The organism is Bradyrhizobium barranii subsp. apii (genome assembly GCF_011516635.5).
Taxonomy (GTDB): Bacteria; Pseudomonadota; Alphaproteobacteria; order Rhizobiales; family Xanthobacteraceae; genus Bradyrhizobium; species Bradyrhizobium barranii.
Genome location: NZ_CP096255.1, coordinates 7560454 through 7577572 on the forward strand (window position 1 = coordinate 7560454; position 17119 = coordinate 7577572).

The window sequence follows — 17119 nt, forward strand, 5'->3', positions numbered from 1 at the left end:
GTAATAGATGTTATTTTGTAAATCTTGTAAAGAATATGGGTCAGTAAGACTGTCCTTGATGTGCCTGTTATTCCGTTGGGAGATCTGAAAATGCCCGCCGTATCAGGGAAAAAACTGTTCGTCGGCCCGCGCTTCCGGCGGATCCGGCAGCAATTGGGGCTGTCGCAGACCCAGATCGCCGAGGGGCTCGGGATCTCGCCGAGCTATGTCAACCTGATCGAGCGCAACCAGCGCCCGGTGACGGCGCAGATCCTGCTGCGGCTGGCCGAGACCTATGATCTCGACCTGCGCGACCTCGCGACCGCCGACGAGGACCGCTTCTTCGCCGAGCTGAACGAGATCTTCTCCGATCCGCTGTTCCGCCAGATCGACGTTCCCAAGCAGGAACTGCGCGACCTTGCCGAGCTCTGTCCCGGCGTCACCCATGCGCTGCAACGGCTCTATGCCGCCTATGCCGAGGCCCGCCAGGGCGAGACCTTGGCCGCGGCGCACATGGCCGACCGCGACGTCGGCACGCGCTATGAGGCCAATCCCGTCGAGCGCGTGCGCGAGCTGATCGAGGCCAACCGCAATTATTTTCCGGAGCTGGAGCAGGCCGCGGAGACGCTTCGCGACGAACTGAACGTGCCGGCCGAAGGACTCTATGCCGCGCTATCCGCACGCCTGCGCGAAAAGCATTCGATCCAGACCCGCATCATGCCGGTCGACGTGATGCGCGAGACGCTCAGGCGTTTCGACCGCCATCGCCGCCAGCTCTTGATCTCCGAGCTGGTGGATCCGCCCGGCCGCGCGTTCCAGCTCGCCTTCCAGCTCGGCCTGGGCGAATGCGCGCAAGCCCTGGAGACCATCATCGGTCGCGCCGGCCCGCTCGACGACGCGCCGCGCCGCCTGTTCCGCATCACGCTCGCCAACTATTTTGCGGCGGCCGTGATGATGCCATACCCGGCCTTCCTCGCCGCGGCGGAGGCCTTGAACTACGACATCCACGTGCTGGCGCAGCGCTTCAATTCCGGCTTCGAGCAGGTCTGCCATCGCCTCACCACGCTGCAACGGCCGAACGCGCGCGGCATTCCGTTCTTCCTGCTGCGCGTCGACAATGCCGGCAACGTGTCGAAACGCTTCTCCTCCGGCACGTTCCCGTTCTCGAAATTCGGCGGCACCTGTCCGTTGTGGAACGTGCACTCGACCTTCGACACGCCGGATCGCCTGTTGAAGCAGGTGATCGAGCTGTCCGACGGCACGCGCTATTTCTCGATCGCGCAGATGGTGCGCCGCCCCGTTGCGCCGCATCCGCTGCCGCAGCCGCGCTTCGCCATCGGCCTCGGCTGCGAGATCCGTCACGCCGCCCGCCTCGTCTACGCCTCCGGCCTGGATTTGGAGAAAACGGAGGGCACGCCGATCGGCGTCAACTGTCGCCTCTGCGAACGCGAAAACTGCGCCCAGCGCGCCGAGCCGCCGATCACGCGCACGCTGATTTTGGACGAAACGACAAGACGGGTGTCGAGTTTCGCGTTCTCGAATGCACGGGAGTTGTGAGGGGCACGGCTACGCCTTTGGCGGAAGGCGCAAGCCACACCCACCGCTGTCATGCCCGCGACCCGGCTACGCCAAGGCTTCGCCGCGGCTGCGGTCCAGGGGCGCCGAAGCTTTAGCGTAGGCGGCAGGCGGGGCATCCAGTACGCCGCGGCTTATCGGTTCGATCACAGCCGTCTCGGGGTACTGGATCGCCCGGTCAAGCCGGGCGATGACAGTTGAGTGTGAGGCGAGAGCGATCCGTCCAACTACGCCAGCGTATGCACAATCACCGGCCCGGCTGCGGCGCTCGCATGCCCTGCAAGCAGCGGCCCCAGATCCTTCTCGATCCAGGCGATCGCGCGCCGGTTCGCCTCCTCCGCCTGCTCGAACTTGTCGAAGATGGAGATCGCGGTGACCGTGTCGTCGCCGGCATAGACGACGTAGTAGGCACGGAAACCCTCGACGTCGCTGATGATCGGAACGGCGCCGTCCTTGATGCGGCGCGCCAGCTCTTCGGCGCTCCCGCTTTTCGCCTTGGCCTGACGGATGGCGGCATACATGGCATCCTCCTCCGGCTATTGCTGTCGGGCATGTGCCCGGCTTCGATCCTACGCCGAAGCGCGCGACCAATCCACGCTTGGTTAACCCGGCACTAATCCATTCCCGCGATCTGCAACCAACGGTTAAGCACGCCTCAACATCGGTGCCTTAGTCTCGCCCCACTCACTTTTCGCAAACGGCGACGGCCTATTCTGCCGGGTGAAGTGACATCAGGGGGTTCATCATGCGCGTTGCGCTGCTGCTGACCGCGACCGTTGTGGGCGCGCTCTTCGCCAATCCATCCCATGCCGGATCGCTCGACGCGTCGGCCGGGGCAGCGCAGGCGCTGCCGCCGGGCTTCCAGAGCTACCGCGGCTACATGTTCGACCTGACGGAGAATTCCGAGCGCAAGGACGTCGACAAGCTCACCGACAATCTGAAGCAGCAGATCGACGTCGTCGAAGCTTCCGGCCTGTCGCCGCGCGTGCTGCGCTTCTTCCACACCGTTCCGATCGTCGCGAGCGAGCTCGCCTGCCTCGACGAAGGCGCCGCGACCGCATGCTACGGCCGGGTCACGCCGGACATCCAGCGCACCGCACCCCGGACGCTGACGGTCTGGGACCCCGACAAGCAGCGCTGGACCAATCCGAACGCCGTCGACCTCGCGGTCGATTCGGGCCTCGGCGTGATCATGCTGCGGCCGGACATGATGCGCTACGAGAAGGAAGCCGTGCTGCTGCACGAGTTGCTGCACGCCTATCACGCGCGGCTGTTGCCGGACGGCTACGCCAACAAGGGCGTGATCGGCTATTACGCCCTTGCCAAGTCCAAGGATATGTTACCCAAGGAATCCTATGCGATGAAGAATCCCATGGAATTCTTTGCCGTGACCGCCAGCATCTTCCTGGCCGGCAAGAGCGAATTCCACGACCCGAAGTCGCGCGAGGCGCTCAAGGAGAAGATGCCGGACTATTACAAATATCTGGTCGGCGTGTTCGGCTTCGACCCCGATCCGGCACCGGCGAGCGGACCGGTTGCCTCGCTGAAATAAGGCGTCTGCGCCAAGCCACCCCAGAAAGCCGCGCAAAAATGCGCGGCTTTTTTGGTTTGGTAACCGGAAGCTGCGGATGACGCACCGCCGGGAATTGCCAAGGCGGGGCCCGATCTGCATAGTCCCGCCCGCATCGATACCGTTTTAAGAGGATAGAACAACATGGCGGACGCCGACCTGGATGTCGTGATCCGGCAACTGGCCAGACAGCTGCATACGGGCCTTTTGACCCGCGCCAAGGAGCGCCGGGATCGCTTCAACGGCCTTGCGGCCAAGGCCAAGGGCAAGGAGACCGGCGACCGCTTCAAGATGATGGCCAAGGCCACGATGGAGCAGGCCACCGCCGCCGCCAAGCGCCTCCAGATGTCCGCCGACAACGTCGCCGACAGCTACGCCCGCTCGATGCGCCTCGTCGCCAGCACGCCGATCCCGGCGAAGGTGGAGAAGAAGGCGAAGGAGAAGCCGGTGAAGAAGGCCGCGAAGGCCAAGAAGGCCAAAGCCAAGAAGGCGAAGTAGTCGCCCTGCTTTCTTCCTTCTCCCCTTGCGGGAGAAGGTGGCGCGAAGCGCCGGATGAGGGGTTGTTTCCGCGCGCAACACTGTTCGTGAGGATAGATACCCCTCACCCGTCTCGCCGCTATCGCGGCGAGCCACCCTCTCCCGCAAGGGGAGAGGGTCGCAGCGGCGAATGCGGCTCTAGATATCTCTACCGCCTCGGCGCGGGGGCCTGGTTCGGCTCGGCGCTCGCGAGCTCGGCGAGCTTGGCGCGGGCCGCGTCGCGGGTGCGGCCGTCCTTGCCGGCCGGCAGCGCGAGAGCGGCTTCGAAATCGGCGCGGGCGTCGTCGGCCTGGCCGCGGGCGAGGAATGCAAGGCCACGGTCGAGGCGGGCCTGCGCATCCGACGGGTCGAGACGGACCGCCGTGTTGTAGCTCAGGATGGCGCGATCGAGATCCCCGGTGGCGGCGAGCGCCAGACCGCGCTGGTGATAGGGCGCGGCGTGCCTGGGATCATGTGCGATCGCCTCATCGTAATCCTCGATGGCAAGCTCCAGGTCGCCGTTCTGCCGGCGCGCCTGCGCCCGGTCGCGATACAGCGAGGCGCGGTTGGGATTGAGGTGGATGGCCTCGTCGAAATCCGCGATCGCCCGCCGCCAGTCGCCGTGGCGCAACGCGATCCGTCCGCGCCCTTCATAGGCGAACGCGATCAGCGATCCCCGCAGCGGCGAGAATCCGATCACCGCCGAGCAGATGTCGGGCTCGTCCTCGTCCCCGCAATTGACGACCGTGTGCGTGGACAGGCCAATGAGCACGCCCAGGACGATCAACAATGGTACCGCAGCTTTGGTCATCTTCGACCGTGGCAGGCAGAGGACCGGCCACGCATCCCCTTTCGAAGGAACAGTCTCGCCATGGTGTTAACACCGGCCGGGACCATCCGGTGTGCGCCAGGTCACAAAAGCTGGTCACAAAGCCGGGCGCGATTCCGGCCGGTTCCGCATCAGCCCCAAGGGCCACGGGAAGGACCAGGTGAAGGGCCGCGTGAGGACGACTGCCCCCACGGGCTCCGCGGCGGATAGTTTTCGTTGGCACCGACCGACGGAGATGCCTGCGCGCCGAGTTCGGCCGCGAGCTGCTGGAGCGCCGCGATACGGTTCTGCGTCGAAGGATGGGTGGCGAACAGATTGTCCACACCATGGCCCGACAGCGGGTTGATGATGAACATGTGCGCGGTCGCGGGGTTTCTCTCGGCATCGTAGTTCGGGACCTGATGCGCGGCGCCTTCGATCTTCAGCAGCGCCGACGCCAGCCACATCGGCTGGCCCGCAATGCGCGCGCCGAGATTGTCCGCGGCATATTCGCGGGTACGGCTGATCGCCATCTGCACCAGCATGGCGCCGATCGGGGCGAGGATCATCATCAGGATCGAGCCGACGATGCCGGGGCCGTTGTTGTCGCGATGGCCACCGAAGAACATGCCGAACTGCGCCAGCATCGAGATCGCGCCGGCAATGGTCGCGGTAACAGTCATCAGCAGCGTGTCGTGATGCTTGATATGTGCGAGCTCGTGCGCGATCACGCCGGCAAGTTCCTCGCGGCTGAGCTGATGCACAAGGCCGGTGGTGACGGCGACCGCGGCATTCTGCGGGTTGCGCCCGGTCGCGAACGCGTTGGGCTGCGCCTCGTCCATCACGAACACACGCGGCATCGGCAGCGAGGCGCGGCCCGCAAGCTCGGCGACGAGCCCGACCAGCTCCGGCGCGCTGGCGCGGTCGACCTCATGGGCGCCGTACATGCGGAGCACCATGCGGTCGGAGTTCCAGTAGGTGAAGAGATTGGTCGCGGCGGCAATGACGAGCGCGATCATGGCGCCGGCGGCGCCGCCGATCAGATAGCCGACGCCCATGAACAGGGCGGTGAGGCCGGCGAGCAGCATTGCGGTACGAAGATAGTTCATGGCCGTCTCCCAGGGCGGCCGCGGGCAAACCTCTGGCCGGCGCCATTCAGGTAGGGATGACCCCGGCCCGGGTGCAAGGTTTCAAGGTGCGTCGCGGGGCCGCGGCTATGCCCAACATTGCATTTCCGTCATGCCCGGGCTTGTCCCGCCTGCGCGGCCGAAGCCGCTTCGGCGCGGCGAAGGCCCGGGCATCCACGTTCTTCCTCTACACAAGCCCCGAAAGGCGTGGATGGCTGGGACAAGCCCGGCCATGACGAAGGGATGGTTTGAGGCGCTCAATTCACTTAAGCTTTAGCAAGATTCCACACGCGCCCTTCTCCCCGCCGGAAAGCTCATGCTCCAGACCCGATTTGCGATCGCGGCCGCCGCTCTGCTCGCCTTCGCCCTCCCCGCCTCCGCCCAGTTCGCGCCACCGCCCGCCAAGCCCATCGCGCCCAAAGCCACAACCCCGTCGCCGCGCGCGGCGTCGTGCCACAATGGCGCGAGCTTCGATCGTTTCCTGGCCGACGTGAAAAAGCAGGCCGTTACCGCCGGCGTGTCGCAGCGGACGATATCGGAAGCCTCGCCCTACCTCGTCTACGACCAGGGCATCGTCAATCGCGACCGCGGCCAGCGCGTGTTCGGCCAGCTCTTCACCGAATTTGCCGGCCGCATGGCCGCGCCCTATCGCATGCAGAACGGCCAGCAGCACATCAAGAGCCACGCGGCTGCGTTCGCGCGCGCCGAAAAGGAATACGGCGTGCCGCCGGCGGTGATCGCCGCGTTCTGGGGCCTCGAGAGCGATTTCGGCGTTAACATCGGCAATCTGCCGACGCTGAAATCGTTGGTGTCGCTGGCCTATGACTGCCGCCGCTCGGAGATGTTCGTGAACGAGACCATCGCCGCGCTGAAGATCATCGACCGTGGCGATCTCACACCCGACGAGATGGTCGGCTCCTGGGCCGGCGAGCTCGGGCAGACGCAATTCCTGCCCGTGCATTACGTCAACTACGCCGTCGACTATGACGGCGACGGCCGGCGCGATCTCTTGCGCAGCGAGGACGACGTGATCGGCTCGACCGCGAACTACATCGCCAACGGATTGAAGTGGCGGCGCGGCGAGCCGTGGCTCGAAGAGATCAAGGTGCCGCAGAACCTGCCCTGGGATCAGACCGACCTCACGGTGCAGCAGCCGCGCTCGAAATGGTCGCAGTTGGGAGTCACCTATCCCGACGGCCGTCCGCTGCCGAACGACAATCTCGCGTCGTCCGTGCTGCTGCCGATGGGGCGCAACGGACCTGCCTTCATGGCGTATGCGAATTTCGCGGCCTACACCGAGTGGAATAACTCGCTGATCTATTCGACCACCGCGGGCTATCTCGCCACCCGCATCGCGGGCGCGGCTCCGATGCGCAAGCCGGCCCAACCGGTCGCGCAACTGCCGTTCAACGAGCTCAAGCAATTGCAGCAGCTCCTGGTCCAGGCCGGCTTCAATGTCGGCAAGGTCGACGGCGTGCTGGGCCAGCAGAGCCGCGCCGCCGTGAAGGCGATGCAGATCAAATACGGCCTGCCCGCCGATTCCTGGCCGACCGCCGAGCTGCTCGCGCGGATGCGCGGCGGCACGGCCCAGGCGCAGCCGGCGGGGATGATCCGGTAGAATTTTCGCACCGCACAAGCCGCTCTCGCGATTGTAATTTTCCGTGATGCTCCCATGTGAGTGGCTCAGGTTTCTCCTGAGATTTCCCATTCACAAGCGAGCATCACATGTCCTTCCACGACGCCGTCGTCCCCGCGTACTTGCAAATGCTGAACAGCCTGACCGGCCTGCTCACCAAAGCCGAGGCGCATTGCGCGGCCAAAAAGATCGACCCGAGCGTCCTGCTCGGCTCGCGCCTCTTCCCGGACATGCTGCCGCTGTCGAAGCAGATCCAGCTCGCCAGCGATTTCGCCGCCAAGGGCTGCGCCAGGCTGACCCATAGCGAGGTGCCTTCGATGCCCGACACGGAAAAGACGTTTGAGGAGCTGAAGCAGCGGCTCGCCAAGACGATCGACTACGTGAAATCGTACAAGCCGGAGCAGTTCGAAGGCGCCGACACCAAGGACGTGACCTTCCCGGCGGGCCCGGACCGGACCATGACGCTCAAGGGCCAGCAGTTCTTCAGCGGGGTCTCGCTGCCGAACTTCTATTTCCACGCCACCACCGCTCACGGCATCATGCGTCATAACGGCATCGAGATCGGCAAGCGCGATTTCCTCGGCGCGAACTGAGGGATCGCAGGCCGTGGCAGCGCAAATCCGCTGTCATGGCCGGGATTGCACATGAATCATGCTATGCGGGCCAGGCCGCGTAGCTCGCCTGCACTTTCCGTATGGCTCCTCCCTTGCGCCTGATGTCGCGATGCACAAGTGTTCGTGATCTCTCACCGCCTGGAAGCATTCCCATGAGCCGCCCGACCAAATTGCTAGAGACCTACAAGCTCGGCCCGATCACGCTGGCAAACCGCCTCGTGATGGCGCCGCTGACGCGCAACCGCGCCGCGCCCGGCACGTTCGTGCCGAGCCCGTTTGCTGCCGATTATTACGGCCAGCGCGCCTCCGCAGGTCTCCTGGTCACCGAAGCGAGCCAGATCTCACAGCAGGGCCAGGGCTACCAGGACACGCCCGGCATCTACAGCAAGGACCAGGTCGCCGGCTGGCGCAAGGTCACCGACCGCGTGCATGAGCGCGGCGGCAAGATCTTCATCCAGCTCTGGCATGTCGGCCGCATCTCGCATGTCGATCTCCAGGCCAATGGCGCAGCCCCGGTGGCGCCGAGCGCGATCCGCGCCAAGGGCAAGACCTTCGTCAACGGTACCTTCGCCGACGTCTCCGAGCCCCGCGCGCTCGAGCTCTCCGAACTTCCCGGCATCATCGACGACTTCAAGCGCGCCACCAAGAATGCGCTCGAGGCCGGTTTCGACGGCGTCGAGATCCACGGCGCCAACGGCTATCTGCTCGACCAGTTCGCGAGGGACGGCGCCAACAAGCGCACCGATGCTTACGGCGGCTCCATCGAAAACCGCGCGCGGCTGATGCTCGAGGTCTCCAAGGCCGTTGCCGCCGAGGCCGGCGCCGACCGCACCGGCATCCGCATCTCGCCGGTGACGCCGGCCAACGACCTCTCCGACTCCAATCCGCAGGCCTTGTTCGATCACATCGTCGACGGTCTCAACGCACTCAAGCTCGTCTATCTGCACGTGGTCGAAGGCGCCACCGGCGGCGCGCGCGACATCGCCCCGTTCGACTATGCGGGCCTGCGCAAGCGCTTCACCGGCGCCTATATCGCCAACAACGGCTACGACTTCGATCTCGCCACCAAGGTGCTGGACGCGAACGCGGCCGATCTCATTGCGTTCGGCAAGCCGTTCATCTCCAACCCCGACCTGGTCGAGCGGCTGAAGACGGGCGCGACGCTGAACGATTGGGACAAGAACACGTTCTACGGCGGCGGCGCCAAGGGCTACACGGATTATCCGACGCTCGCGGCCGAGCCGGCGGAGTAATTTCCTCTCCACACATGACGCTGTCATGCCCCGCGAAGGCGGGGCATCCAGTACGCCGCGGCTCTTCGGTTCAATCACGACCGTCTCTGGAATACTGGATCGCCCGATCAAGTCGGGCGATGACAGCGAGTGTGTAGTCGGCACAATCGCCATTCTCGACATCCGCCAGAAAAAAGGCCGGGATCGCTCCCGGCCTTTCGTGTTTGATGACGCTATGCGCCGCTTACTTCGCTTCCGCGCGCTTGGGCGGGGACGCCGGCCACGACTTGATCAGCGTGTCGTAGTCGACCGTCTCGCCCTTCGGCTTCTCGTTGGCGAGCTTGCGCTGCGGCGCGATGGTGCCGTCCTTCTGGGCCTTGGCGTACCAGAACTCGGCGGTCTCCTTCTTGTGCAGCTTCGGACCGCAGGCGCCCTGCACGCCGGACTTCTCGAGACGCTCCATGACGGAGTCCTGGGCAGCCGCGAGTGCATCCATCGCGGCTTGCGGCGTCTTCGCACCGGACGACGCATCGCCGATGTTCTGCCACCAGAGCTGCGCGAGCTTCGGATAGTCAGGCACGTTGTTGCCGGTCGGGGTCCACTGCACGCGCGCGGGCGAACGGTAGAACTCGATCAGGCCGCCGAGCTTCGGCGCACGCTCGGTGAACGACTTGTCCCAGATGTCGGATTCACGGATGAAGGTGAGACCGACATGGCTCTTCTTCAGCGACACCGTCTTGGAGACGATGAACTGGAGATAGAGCCAGGCCGCCTTGCGGCGGTCAGCCGGGGTCGACTTCAACAGCGTGAGCGAGCCGGCGTCCTGGTAGCCGAGCTTCATGCCTTCCTTCCAGTACGAACCGTGCGGCGACGGAGCCATACGCCATTTCGGCGTACCGTCCGCGTTCATCACGGCGATGCCCGGCTTCACCATGTCGGCGGTGAAGGCGGTGTACCAGAACATCTGCTGGGCGATGTTGCCCTGAGCCGGCACCGGCCCCGACTCGGAGAAGGTCATGCCCTGGGCCTGCGGCGGGGCATACTTCTTCATCCACTCGAGGTACTTGGTGATCGAGTAGACCGCAGCCGGGCCGTTGGTGTCGCCACCACGCTCGACCGAGGAGCCGACCGGACGGCAGCCTTCCATGCGGATGCCCCATTCGTCGACCGGCAGACCGTTCGGGATGCCCTTGTCGCCGTTGCCGGCCATCGACAGCCAGGCGTCGGTGAAACGCCAGCCGAGCGAGGGATCCTTCTTGCCATAGTCCATATGGCCGTAGACCTTGACGCCGTTGACCTCCTTGATGTCGTTCGTGAAGAACTCGGCGATGTCTTCATAAGCGGACCAGTTCACGGGCACGCCGAGCTCGTAGCCATATTTTGCCTTGAACTTGGCTTTGTAGTCCGGGTTGGTGAACCAGTCGTAGCGGAACCAATAGAGGTTCGCGAACTGCTGGTCGGGCAGCTGATAGAGCTTGCCGTCCGGCGCGGTGCCGAACGACTTGCCGATGAAGTCGTTGACGTCGAGCTGGGGATCGGTGACGTCCTTGCCCTCGCCGGTCATGTAATCCGACAGTGCGATGGTCTGGCCGTAGCGGAAGTGCGTGCCGATCAGATCGGAATCGTTGATCCAGCCGTCATAGACGTTCTTGCCGGACTGCATCTGCGTCTGCAGCTTCTCGACGACGTCACCTTCCTGGATGATGTCGTGCTTGAGCTTGATGCCGGTGAGCTCGGAGAACGCCTTTGCCAGCGTCTGCGACTCGTATTCGTGGGTCGCGATGGTCTCGGAGACGACGTTGATCTCCATGCCCTTGAAGGGCTCGGCGGCCTTGGCAAACCACTCCAGCTCCTTCTTCTGCTCGTCCTTCGACAGCGTCGAGGGCTGGAATTCCGCAATCCACTTCTGGATCGCGGCGTCGTCGGCGGCGCGGACCGGCGCCGAGACGGCGAACGACACCGCCACGATGGCGGCGGCGCTGGACATGGTCAGAAAGCTATTCTTGGTCAATGGACCTTTCCTTCTCCTAAACTGTCGCATGTTGTTCCTCCGTTGCAGCGACAAAATTTTATACAGGCCCGGGTTGCCCCCGGATCTGGCCGTCCCTTCGCGAGCTTCAGACCGTGCGAAAAATGAGCACGGCCGTGGCCAGCGAAATTCCACTTGCGAGCCAGAGGCTCGAAATCTCAAAACCTTCCTCGCCGATCGGCAGGGTGGCGAGTGTATCGGTGCCGGCGAAGGCGATCCACAGAAGGTGGATGACGGCCGCCGTGATCAGGGAGATGAACAGGCGGTCGCCCCGCGTCGTCGGAATGCTGAGCACGCCGACGCGCTCGGCTTCGGGATAGACCGCGGCGAGGTACGTCATGACCGCGAGGGTGGAGGCGAGCGCCACGAAGAAGATCGCCGTCGGCAGCGTCCAGGCCATCCATGCAATAGATTCCATCGATGCCTCCCTACACCCGACCGAGCGCGAAACCGCTCGCGATGTAATTGCGGACGAACCAGATCACCAGCGCGCCCGGGATGATGGTAAGCACGCCGGCCGCGGCCAGCAGGCCCCAGTCCATGCCCGCAGCCGACACCGTACGCGTCATGATCGCCGCGATCGGTTTTGCCTGCACCGAGGTCAGCGTCCGCGCGAGCAGGAGCTCGACCCAGGAAAACATGAAGCAGAAGAAGGCGGCGACGCCGATGCCGCTCGCGATCAGCGGCACCAGGATCCTGATGAAGAAGCGCGGAAAGGAATAGCCGTCGAGGAAGGCGGTCTCGTCGATCTCGCGCGGCACGCCGGAGACGAAGCCTTCGAGGATCCACACCGCCAGCGGAACGTTGAAGATGCAATGCGCGAGCGCGACCGCCCAGGGCGTATCGAACAGCCCGATCGCCGAATAGAGGTTGAAGAACGGCAGCGCATAGACCGCCGCCGGAGCCATGCGGTTCGACAGCAGCCAAAAGAACAGGTGCTTGTCGCCGAGGAAGCGGTAGCGCGAGAACGCGTAGGCCGCGGGCAGCGCCACCGAGATCGAGATGATGGTGTTGAGGACGACGTATTTGAGCGAGTTGATGTAGCCGGAGTACCAGCTCTCGTCGGTGAAGATGCGCTTGTAATGCTGCAGCGTCGGGGAATGCGGCCACAGCGTCATCGTCGAGACGATTTCTGCGTTGGTCTTGAAGCTCATGTTGACGAGCCAGTAGATCGGCAACAACAGGAAGATCAGAAACAGCGCCATGATGACGCGGCGGCCGGGAATTGAGTGCATCAGGCCACTCCTTCCTTTGGCTTGAGTGCAGTCACGGGCTTGAGCACGGCCGAAGGCTTGGGCTCCGTTGCCGGCTCGGTCTCGGCCTGGACTTTGCGTTCGACGCCGGCATTGGTCATGACGGTATAGAAGATCCAGCAGACGATCAGGATGATCAGATTATAGACCAGCGAGAGCGCCGCGGCCTTGCCGAGGTCGAACTGGCCGAGCGCGATCTTGACGAGCTCGATCGACACGAAGGTCGTCGAGTTGCCGGGTCCGCCACCCGTCACCACGAACGGCTCGGTGTAGATCATGAACGAGTCCATGAAGCGCAGCAGCACGGCGATCAGGAGCACGCGGTTCATCTTCGGCAGCTGGATCGCCTTGAACACGGCCCAGCGCGAGGCGCCGTCGATCTGAGCTGCCTGGTAATAGGCCTCGGGGATCGACTTCAGGCCGGCGTAGCACAGCAGCGCGACCAGGCTGGTCCAGTGCCAGACGTCCATCACGATGACGGTAACCCAGGCATCGACGGCGTTGGAGACGTAGTTGTAGTCGATGCCGATCGCATTGAGCACATAGCCCATCAGACCGATGTCGGGCCGGCCGAAGATCTGCCAGATCGTGCCGACCACGTTCCACGGAATCAGCAGCGGCAGCGCGAGGATGACGAGGCAGGCCGCCACCGTCCAGCCCTGGCGCGGCATCGACAGCGCGATGACGATGCCGAGCGGCACCTCGATCGCGAGGATCACCATCGAGAAGAACAGATTGCGGCCGAGCGAGGCGAGGAATCGGCCGCCGAGATCGGTCGAGGGATCGAGCAGTTCCTTGAACCAGCCGACGCCGTTCCAGAAGAACTGGTTGTTGCCGAAGGTGTCCTGCATCGAATAGTTCACGACCGTCATCAGCGGCAGCACCGCCGAGAAGGCCACGACCAGGAACACCGGCAGCACCAGGAACCAGGCTTTTTGGTTGACCGTCTTGTCCATCAGGCGGCTCCCTCCACCAGAAGGCTGTCGGCATAGACGTGGACATGCGCCGGATCGAATTTCAGCCCGGCGCTGCCGTCCGCGCTGGTGAAGCCCGCCGGCGCGCGCGCCGCGATCTTGGCCTCGCCGATGCGGACGCGCGCGAAGCGGATGAGGCCGAGGTCGTCGATGCGGTCGATCTTCGCACTGAGCAATCCGGGTGCGGGCGCGACGGCGTCGACGAACTCCGGACGCACGCCGATCTCGATCTTGGCGCCGGCAGGCAGGCTGTCATAGCTGCGGTTGAGCGCGATGACATTCCCGCCGATGCGCGCCTCGCGCCCCTTCACCTCTGCCGGCAGGATGTTCATGCCGGGCGAGCCGATGAAATAGCCCACGAAGGTGTGCGCCGGCTTGTCGAACAGCTCGGCGGGCGTGCCGCTCTGCACCACGCGGCCGTCATGCATGACAACAACGGTGTCGGCGAAGGTCAGCGCCTCGGTCTGGTCGTGGGTGACGTAGATCATCGTCAGGTCGAGCTCGCGATGCAGCGCCTTCAGCTTGGAGCGGAGCTGCCATTTCAGCTCGGGATCGATCACGGTCAGCGGCTCGTCGAACAGCACGGCGGCGACGTCGGAGCGGACCAGGCCACGGCCGAGCGAGATTTTTTGCTTGGCATCCGCCGTGAGGCGCGTCGCCTTGCGATTGAGATAGGGCTCAAGATCAAGCAGGCGGCCGATCTCGGCGACGCGCTTGTCGATCTCGGCCTTCGGCACGCCGCGGTTCTTCAGCGGAAACGCCAGGTTCTGCCCCACCGTCATGGTGTCGTAGATCACCGGAAACTGGAACACCTGGGCGATGTTGCGCTTCTGGGTTGACAGCGGTGTGATGTCCTGGCCGTCGAACAGGATTTTCCCCCGCGACGGCGTGATGATGCCGGAGATGACGTTGAGCAGCGTGGTCTTGCCGCAACCGGACGGGCCGAGCAGCGCGTAAGCACCGCCCTGCCGCCAGGTCATGGTCACCGGCTTCAGCGCAAAGCTTTCCTGCGGCGCATCATTGCCGCCGTAAGAGTGGGCGAGATCGACGAGGTCAATGCGGGCCATGTCGCATCTCCCCCTTACGAGCTCGGCGCGGCGACCAGACGGTCGGCCGCGTCGAAGACGAAGATATCATTGGGATCGAGCACGGCATCGATGGTCTGGCCGGGCTCAAACTCGTGCACGCCGTGCAGCACTGCCACCCAGTTCGATCCGTCGCGGGTCAGGTGCACGAAACTCTCCGAACCGGTGATCTCGGTCACCGTCACCGTGGCGTGGAAGGCGTGGCGGTCGGTCTCGCCGTTGGCGAGGGCAAGCTGATGGGCGCGGAAACCGACGCGATAGGCGCCGTCGGCGAGCGATGAATAGAGCCCGGAGGCCGGCGCGGCGATGCCGCCCGCATATTGCACAGAGCCGTTCTTCTTCTCGATGCCGACGAGGTTGAGCGGCGGATCGGAGAACACCTGGGCGACCCGCAGCGTCTGCGGACGGCGGTAGACGTTCGGCGTCTCGCCGATCTGGAGCGCCTGCCCCTCCCACATGCAGACCGTGTTGCCGCCAAGCAGCAGTGCTTCGGTCGGCTCGGTGGTGGCATAGACGAAGATCGCGCCGGACGCCTCGAAGATGCGCGGCAGCTCGGTACGCAGCTCCTCGCGCAGCTTGTAGTCGAGATTGGCGAGCGGTTCGTCGAGCAGCACGAGATCGGCGCCCTTCACCAGCGCGCGCGCCATCGCGGTGCGCTGCTGCTGGCCGCCGGAGAGCTGGAGCGGCGTGCGTTTCAGGAACGGCTCGAGCCGGAGCAGCCGCGCGGCTTCCGCCACGCGCTTCTCGATCTCCTCGCGCGGCTTGCCCTGCACGCGCAGCGGCGAGGCGATGTTCTCGTAGACCGTCAGCGAGGGGTAGTTGATGAACTGCTGATAGACCATTGCGACCGAACGCTTGCGCACGTCGACGCCGGTGACGTCCTTGCCGTTGACCAGCACCTTGCCCGTCGTCGGCTTGTCGAGGCCGGCGAGCAGCCGCATGATCGAGGTCTTGCCTGACAGCGTCGGCCCAAGCAGCACGTTGAGCGTGCCGCTCTCGAGCGTCAGCGAGACGTCGCGGATGTGCGGTATCCCCTCGACGGTCCGGGTCACATGATCGAGCGTCACGGTCATGAGCGTCCTCCCGCTTCCAGCAGGGGACTTTGCGGCACAGCGTGGGTTGCAATCCAGTCGTTCAATGCAGCAACCTCGTCGGCAGATAGTCGCAGGCCAAGTTTGGAGCGGCGCCAGACGATGTCTTCCGCCGTGACCGCCCATTCATTGGCCATGAGGTAGCGGACCTCGCGTTCGGTCAGTGTCGCGCCGAAGGCCTCGCCGAGATCGGCGGCCGACTTGGCATCGCCAAGCAGCTTGATGGCGCGGGTACCATAGGCGCGCGCGAGGCGCCGGGCATGCTCATGGCTGAGGAAGGGATAGCCGCGCTGGAGCTCGGCGATCAGGCCGTCGACGTCGGACACGCCCATGTCCCCGCCGGGCAGCGGCCATTTGCCGGTCCAGCCTTCGCGCGCTTTCGCACTGCGAAGATAGGGCGCGAGCCGTTCCAGTGCCTCTTCGGCGAGCCGGCGGTAGGTCGTGATCTTGCCGCCATAGATCGAGAGCAGCGGCACGCCGCCGGGTGTGTCGAGCTCGAACACGTAGTCGCGCGTCGCCGCCTTGGCTTCGCTGGCGCCGTCGTCATAGAGCGGCCGCACGCCGGAATAGGTCCAGACCACGTCCGCTGAAGTCACCGGCTTGGCCAGATATTCGCTCGCGGCGGCGCAAAGGTACTCGATCTCTTCGGGCGTCGCCTTCACCTTGGCGGGATCGCCGTCATAATCGCGATCGGTGGTGCCGATCAGCGTGAAATCGTCCTGGTACGGAATCACGAAGATGATGCGGCCGTCCGCGTTCTGGAACATGTAGGCGCGGTCGTGGTCGTAGAGCTTTTTGACTACGATGTGCGACCCCTGCACCAGGCGCACCTTGGCCTTCGCGTTCACGCCGGCGCCGCGGCCGAGCACATCCTCGACCCAGGGGCCGCCGGCATTGACCACCGCGCGGGCCTGGATCGACGAACGCTCGCCGGTCAGCGTGTTGACCATGCTGACGGTCCAGATGCCGCCGGACTGCTTGATATCCGTCGCGCGGGTGCGGGTGCGGATCTCGGCGCCCTTGTCCGCGGCATCGCGCGCGTTGAGCACGACGAGACGGGCGTCGTCGACGAAGCAGTCGGAATATTCGAACGCGCGGCTGTAGCGGTTCGGGATCAGCGGACGGCCAACCTCGTCACGCCCAAGATCGACCGAACGCGTCGCCGGCAACAGGTGCCGGCCGCCGATATGGTCATAGAGAAAGAGGCCGAGGCGCAGCAGCCAGGCCGGACGCAGGCCCGCGTGATGCGGCAAAACGAAACGCAGGGGACGGATGATATGGGGCGCAATGCCCCAAAGGATCTCGCGCTCGATCAGCGCCTCGCGGACCAGGCGAAACTCGTAATATTCGAGATAGCGCAGGCCGCCATGCACCAGCTTGGTCGACCAGGACGAGGTCCCGCTCGCCAAATCGTTCATTTCACACAGGAAGACCGTGTTGCCCCGGCCCACCGCGTCGCGCGCGATGCCGCAGCCGTTAACACCGCCTCCGATAATGGCGAGGTCGAAAATACGCTCCAACAGACGCATCCCCCGGCGACCGCTCGTTCCTTCGAGCGACTACTTTCGTTTTTGATTAGATCACACCGAAAAACGAAAGCAAGATGAAAGAGAGGCGGAAGGAAGTGAAA

At 64.6% G+C, this 17119-nt stretch carries 16 protein-coding genes; 6 read left to right on the top strand and 10 right to left on the bottom strand.

The annotated features are described in order from the left end of the window. The first annotated feature begins 90 nt into the window (after positions 1 to 90). Entirely contained in the window at positions 91 to 1536 is a 1446-nt protein-coding gene (locus HAP41_RS36310; protein ID WP_063985175.1) for a helix-turn-helix domain-containing protein, read from the top strand. A 245-nt stretch (positions 1537 to 1781) separates the two neighbouring features. Here the strand turns inward: HAP41_RS36310 and HAP41_RS36315 are convergent, their stop codons facing one another. Further along, positions 1782 to 2075, bottom strand: a complete 294-nt coding sequence (locus HAP41_RS36315) for an antibiotic biosynthesis monooxygenase (RefSeq protein ID WP_166084869.1) — start codon at positions 2073 to 2075, stop codon at positions 1782 to 1784. A gap of 224 nt (positions 2076 to 2299) precedes the next feature. Here HAP41_RS36315 and HAP41_RS36320 point away from each other — a divergent pair, with 224 nt between their 5' ends. Further along, a complete protein-coding gene (locus HAP41_RS36320) occupies positions 2300 to 3106 on the top strand; it encodes a hypothetical protein (protein ID WP_085402494.1) in 807 nt (268 codons plus the stop codon). Between the two features lie 162 nt (positions 3107 to 3268). Further along, positions 3269 to 3622: a hypothetical protein gene (locus HAP41_RS36325; RefSeq protein WP_071916202.1), complete on the top strand. Its 354-nt coding sequence runs from the start codon at positions 3269 to 3271 to the stop codon at positions 3620 to 3622. 187 nt (positions 3623 to 3809) lie between these two features. Here the strand turns inward: HAP41_RS36325 and HAP41_RS36330 are convergent, their stop codons facing one another. Further along, the gene (locus tag HAP41_RS36330; RefSeq protein WP_028158277.1) at positions 3810 to 4451 is read right to left on the bottom strand and encodes a tetratricopeptide repeat protein; all 642 of its coding nucleotides are present in this window, start codon (positions 4449 to 4451) and stop codon (positions 3810 to 3812) included. A gap of 149 nt (positions 4452 to 4600) precedes the next feature. Next, positions 4601 to 5557, bottom strand: a complete 957-nt coding sequence (htpX, locus tag HAP41_RS36335) for a zinc metalloprotease HtpX (protein WP_085398222.1) — start codon at positions 5555 to 5557, stop codon at positions 4601 to 4603. Positions 5558 to 5891: 334 nt separating this feature from the next. Here htpX and HAP41_RS36340 point away from each other — a divergent pair, with 334 nt between their 5' ends. The 3 genes from HAP41_RS36340 (at position 5892) to HAP41_RS36350 (ending at position 9078) form a co-directional block, all read left to right on the top strand. Then, positions 5892 to 7193 carry a lytic murein transglycosylase gene (locus HAP41_RS36340; RefSeq protein WP_166084862.1) on the top strand — a complete coding sequence of 434 codons (1302 nt, stop codon included), beginning with the start codon at positions 5892 to 5894 and terminating at the stop codon, positions 7191 to 7193. Between the two features lie 107 nt (positions 7194 to 7300). Beyond that, positions 7301 to 7804: a DUF1993 domain-containing protein gene (locus HAP41_RS36345; protein ID WP_135216344.1), complete on the top strand. Its 504-nt coding sequence runs from the start codon at positions 7301 to 7303 to the stop codon at positions 7802 to 7804. Positions 7805 to 7977: 173 nt separating this feature from the next. Further along, complete coding sequence (locus HAP41_RS36350; RefSeq protein WP_166084850.1) at positions 7978 to 9078, top strand: alkene reductase; 1101 nt, start codon at positions 7978 to 7980, stop codon at positions 9076 to 9078. Positions 9079 to 9301: 223 nt separating this feature from the next. Here the strand turns inward: HAP41_RS36350 and HAP41_RS36355 are convergent, their stop codons facing one another. The 7 genes from HAP41_RS36355 to glpD all read right to left on the bottom strand — a co-directional run bounded on the left by HAP41_RS36355 (position 9302) and on the right by glpD (position 17018). Continuing rightward, complete coding sequence (locus tag HAP41_RS36355) at positions 9302 to 11044, bottom strand: ABC transporter substrate-binding protein (RefSeq protein WP_166105572.1); 1743 nt, start codon at positions 11042 to 11044, stop codon at positions 9302 to 9304. A 130-nt stretch (positions 11045 to 11174) separates the two neighbouring features. Further along, a complete protein-coding gene (locus HAP41_RS36360; RefSeq protein ID WP_135216342.1) occupies positions 11175 to 11504 on the bottom strand; it encodes a DUF2160 domain-containing protein in 330 nt (109 codons plus the stop codon). 10 nt (positions 11505 to 11514) lie between these two features. Further along, positions 11515 to 12321, bottom strand: a complete 807-nt coding sequence (locus HAP41_RS36365; protein ID WP_085398529.1) for a carbohydrate ABC transporter permease — start codon at positions 12319 to 12321, stop codon at positions 11515 to 11517. Then, entirely contained in the window at positions 12321 to 13295 is a 975-nt protein-coding gene (locus HAP41_RS36370) for a carbohydrate ABC transporter permease (protein ID WP_063985186.1), read from the bottom strand. The genes HAP41_RS36365 and HAP41_RS36370 overlap by 1 nt, the downstream gene beginning before the upstream one ends. Next, on the bottom strand, positions 13295 to 14380 hold the full coding sequence (locus HAP41_RS36375) for an ABC transporter ATP-binding protein (RefSeq protein WP_166084837.1): 1086 nt from the start codon (positions 14378 to 14380) through the stop codon (positions 13295 to 13297). Before HAP41_RS36375 ends, HAP41_RS36370 begins: the two co-directional genes overlap by 1 nt. Positions 14381 to 14394: 14 nt before the next feature. Continuing rightward, positions 14395 to 15471 (bottom strand): ABC transporter ATP-binding protein, encoded by a 1077-nt coding sequence (locus HAP41_RS36380; protein ID WP_063985188.1) that lies wholly within the window; start codon positions 15469 to 15471, stop codon positions 14395 to 14397. Further along, on the bottom strand, positions 15468 to 17018 hold the full coding sequence (glpD, locus tag HAP41_RS36385) for a glycerol-3-phosphate dehydrogenase (RefSeq protein WP_166084835.1): 1551 nt from the start codon (positions 17016 to 17018) through the stop codon (positions 15468 to 15470). Before glpD ends, HAP41_RS36380 begins: the two co-directional genes overlap by 4 nt. Positions 17019 to 17119: the final 101 nt, after the last annotated feature.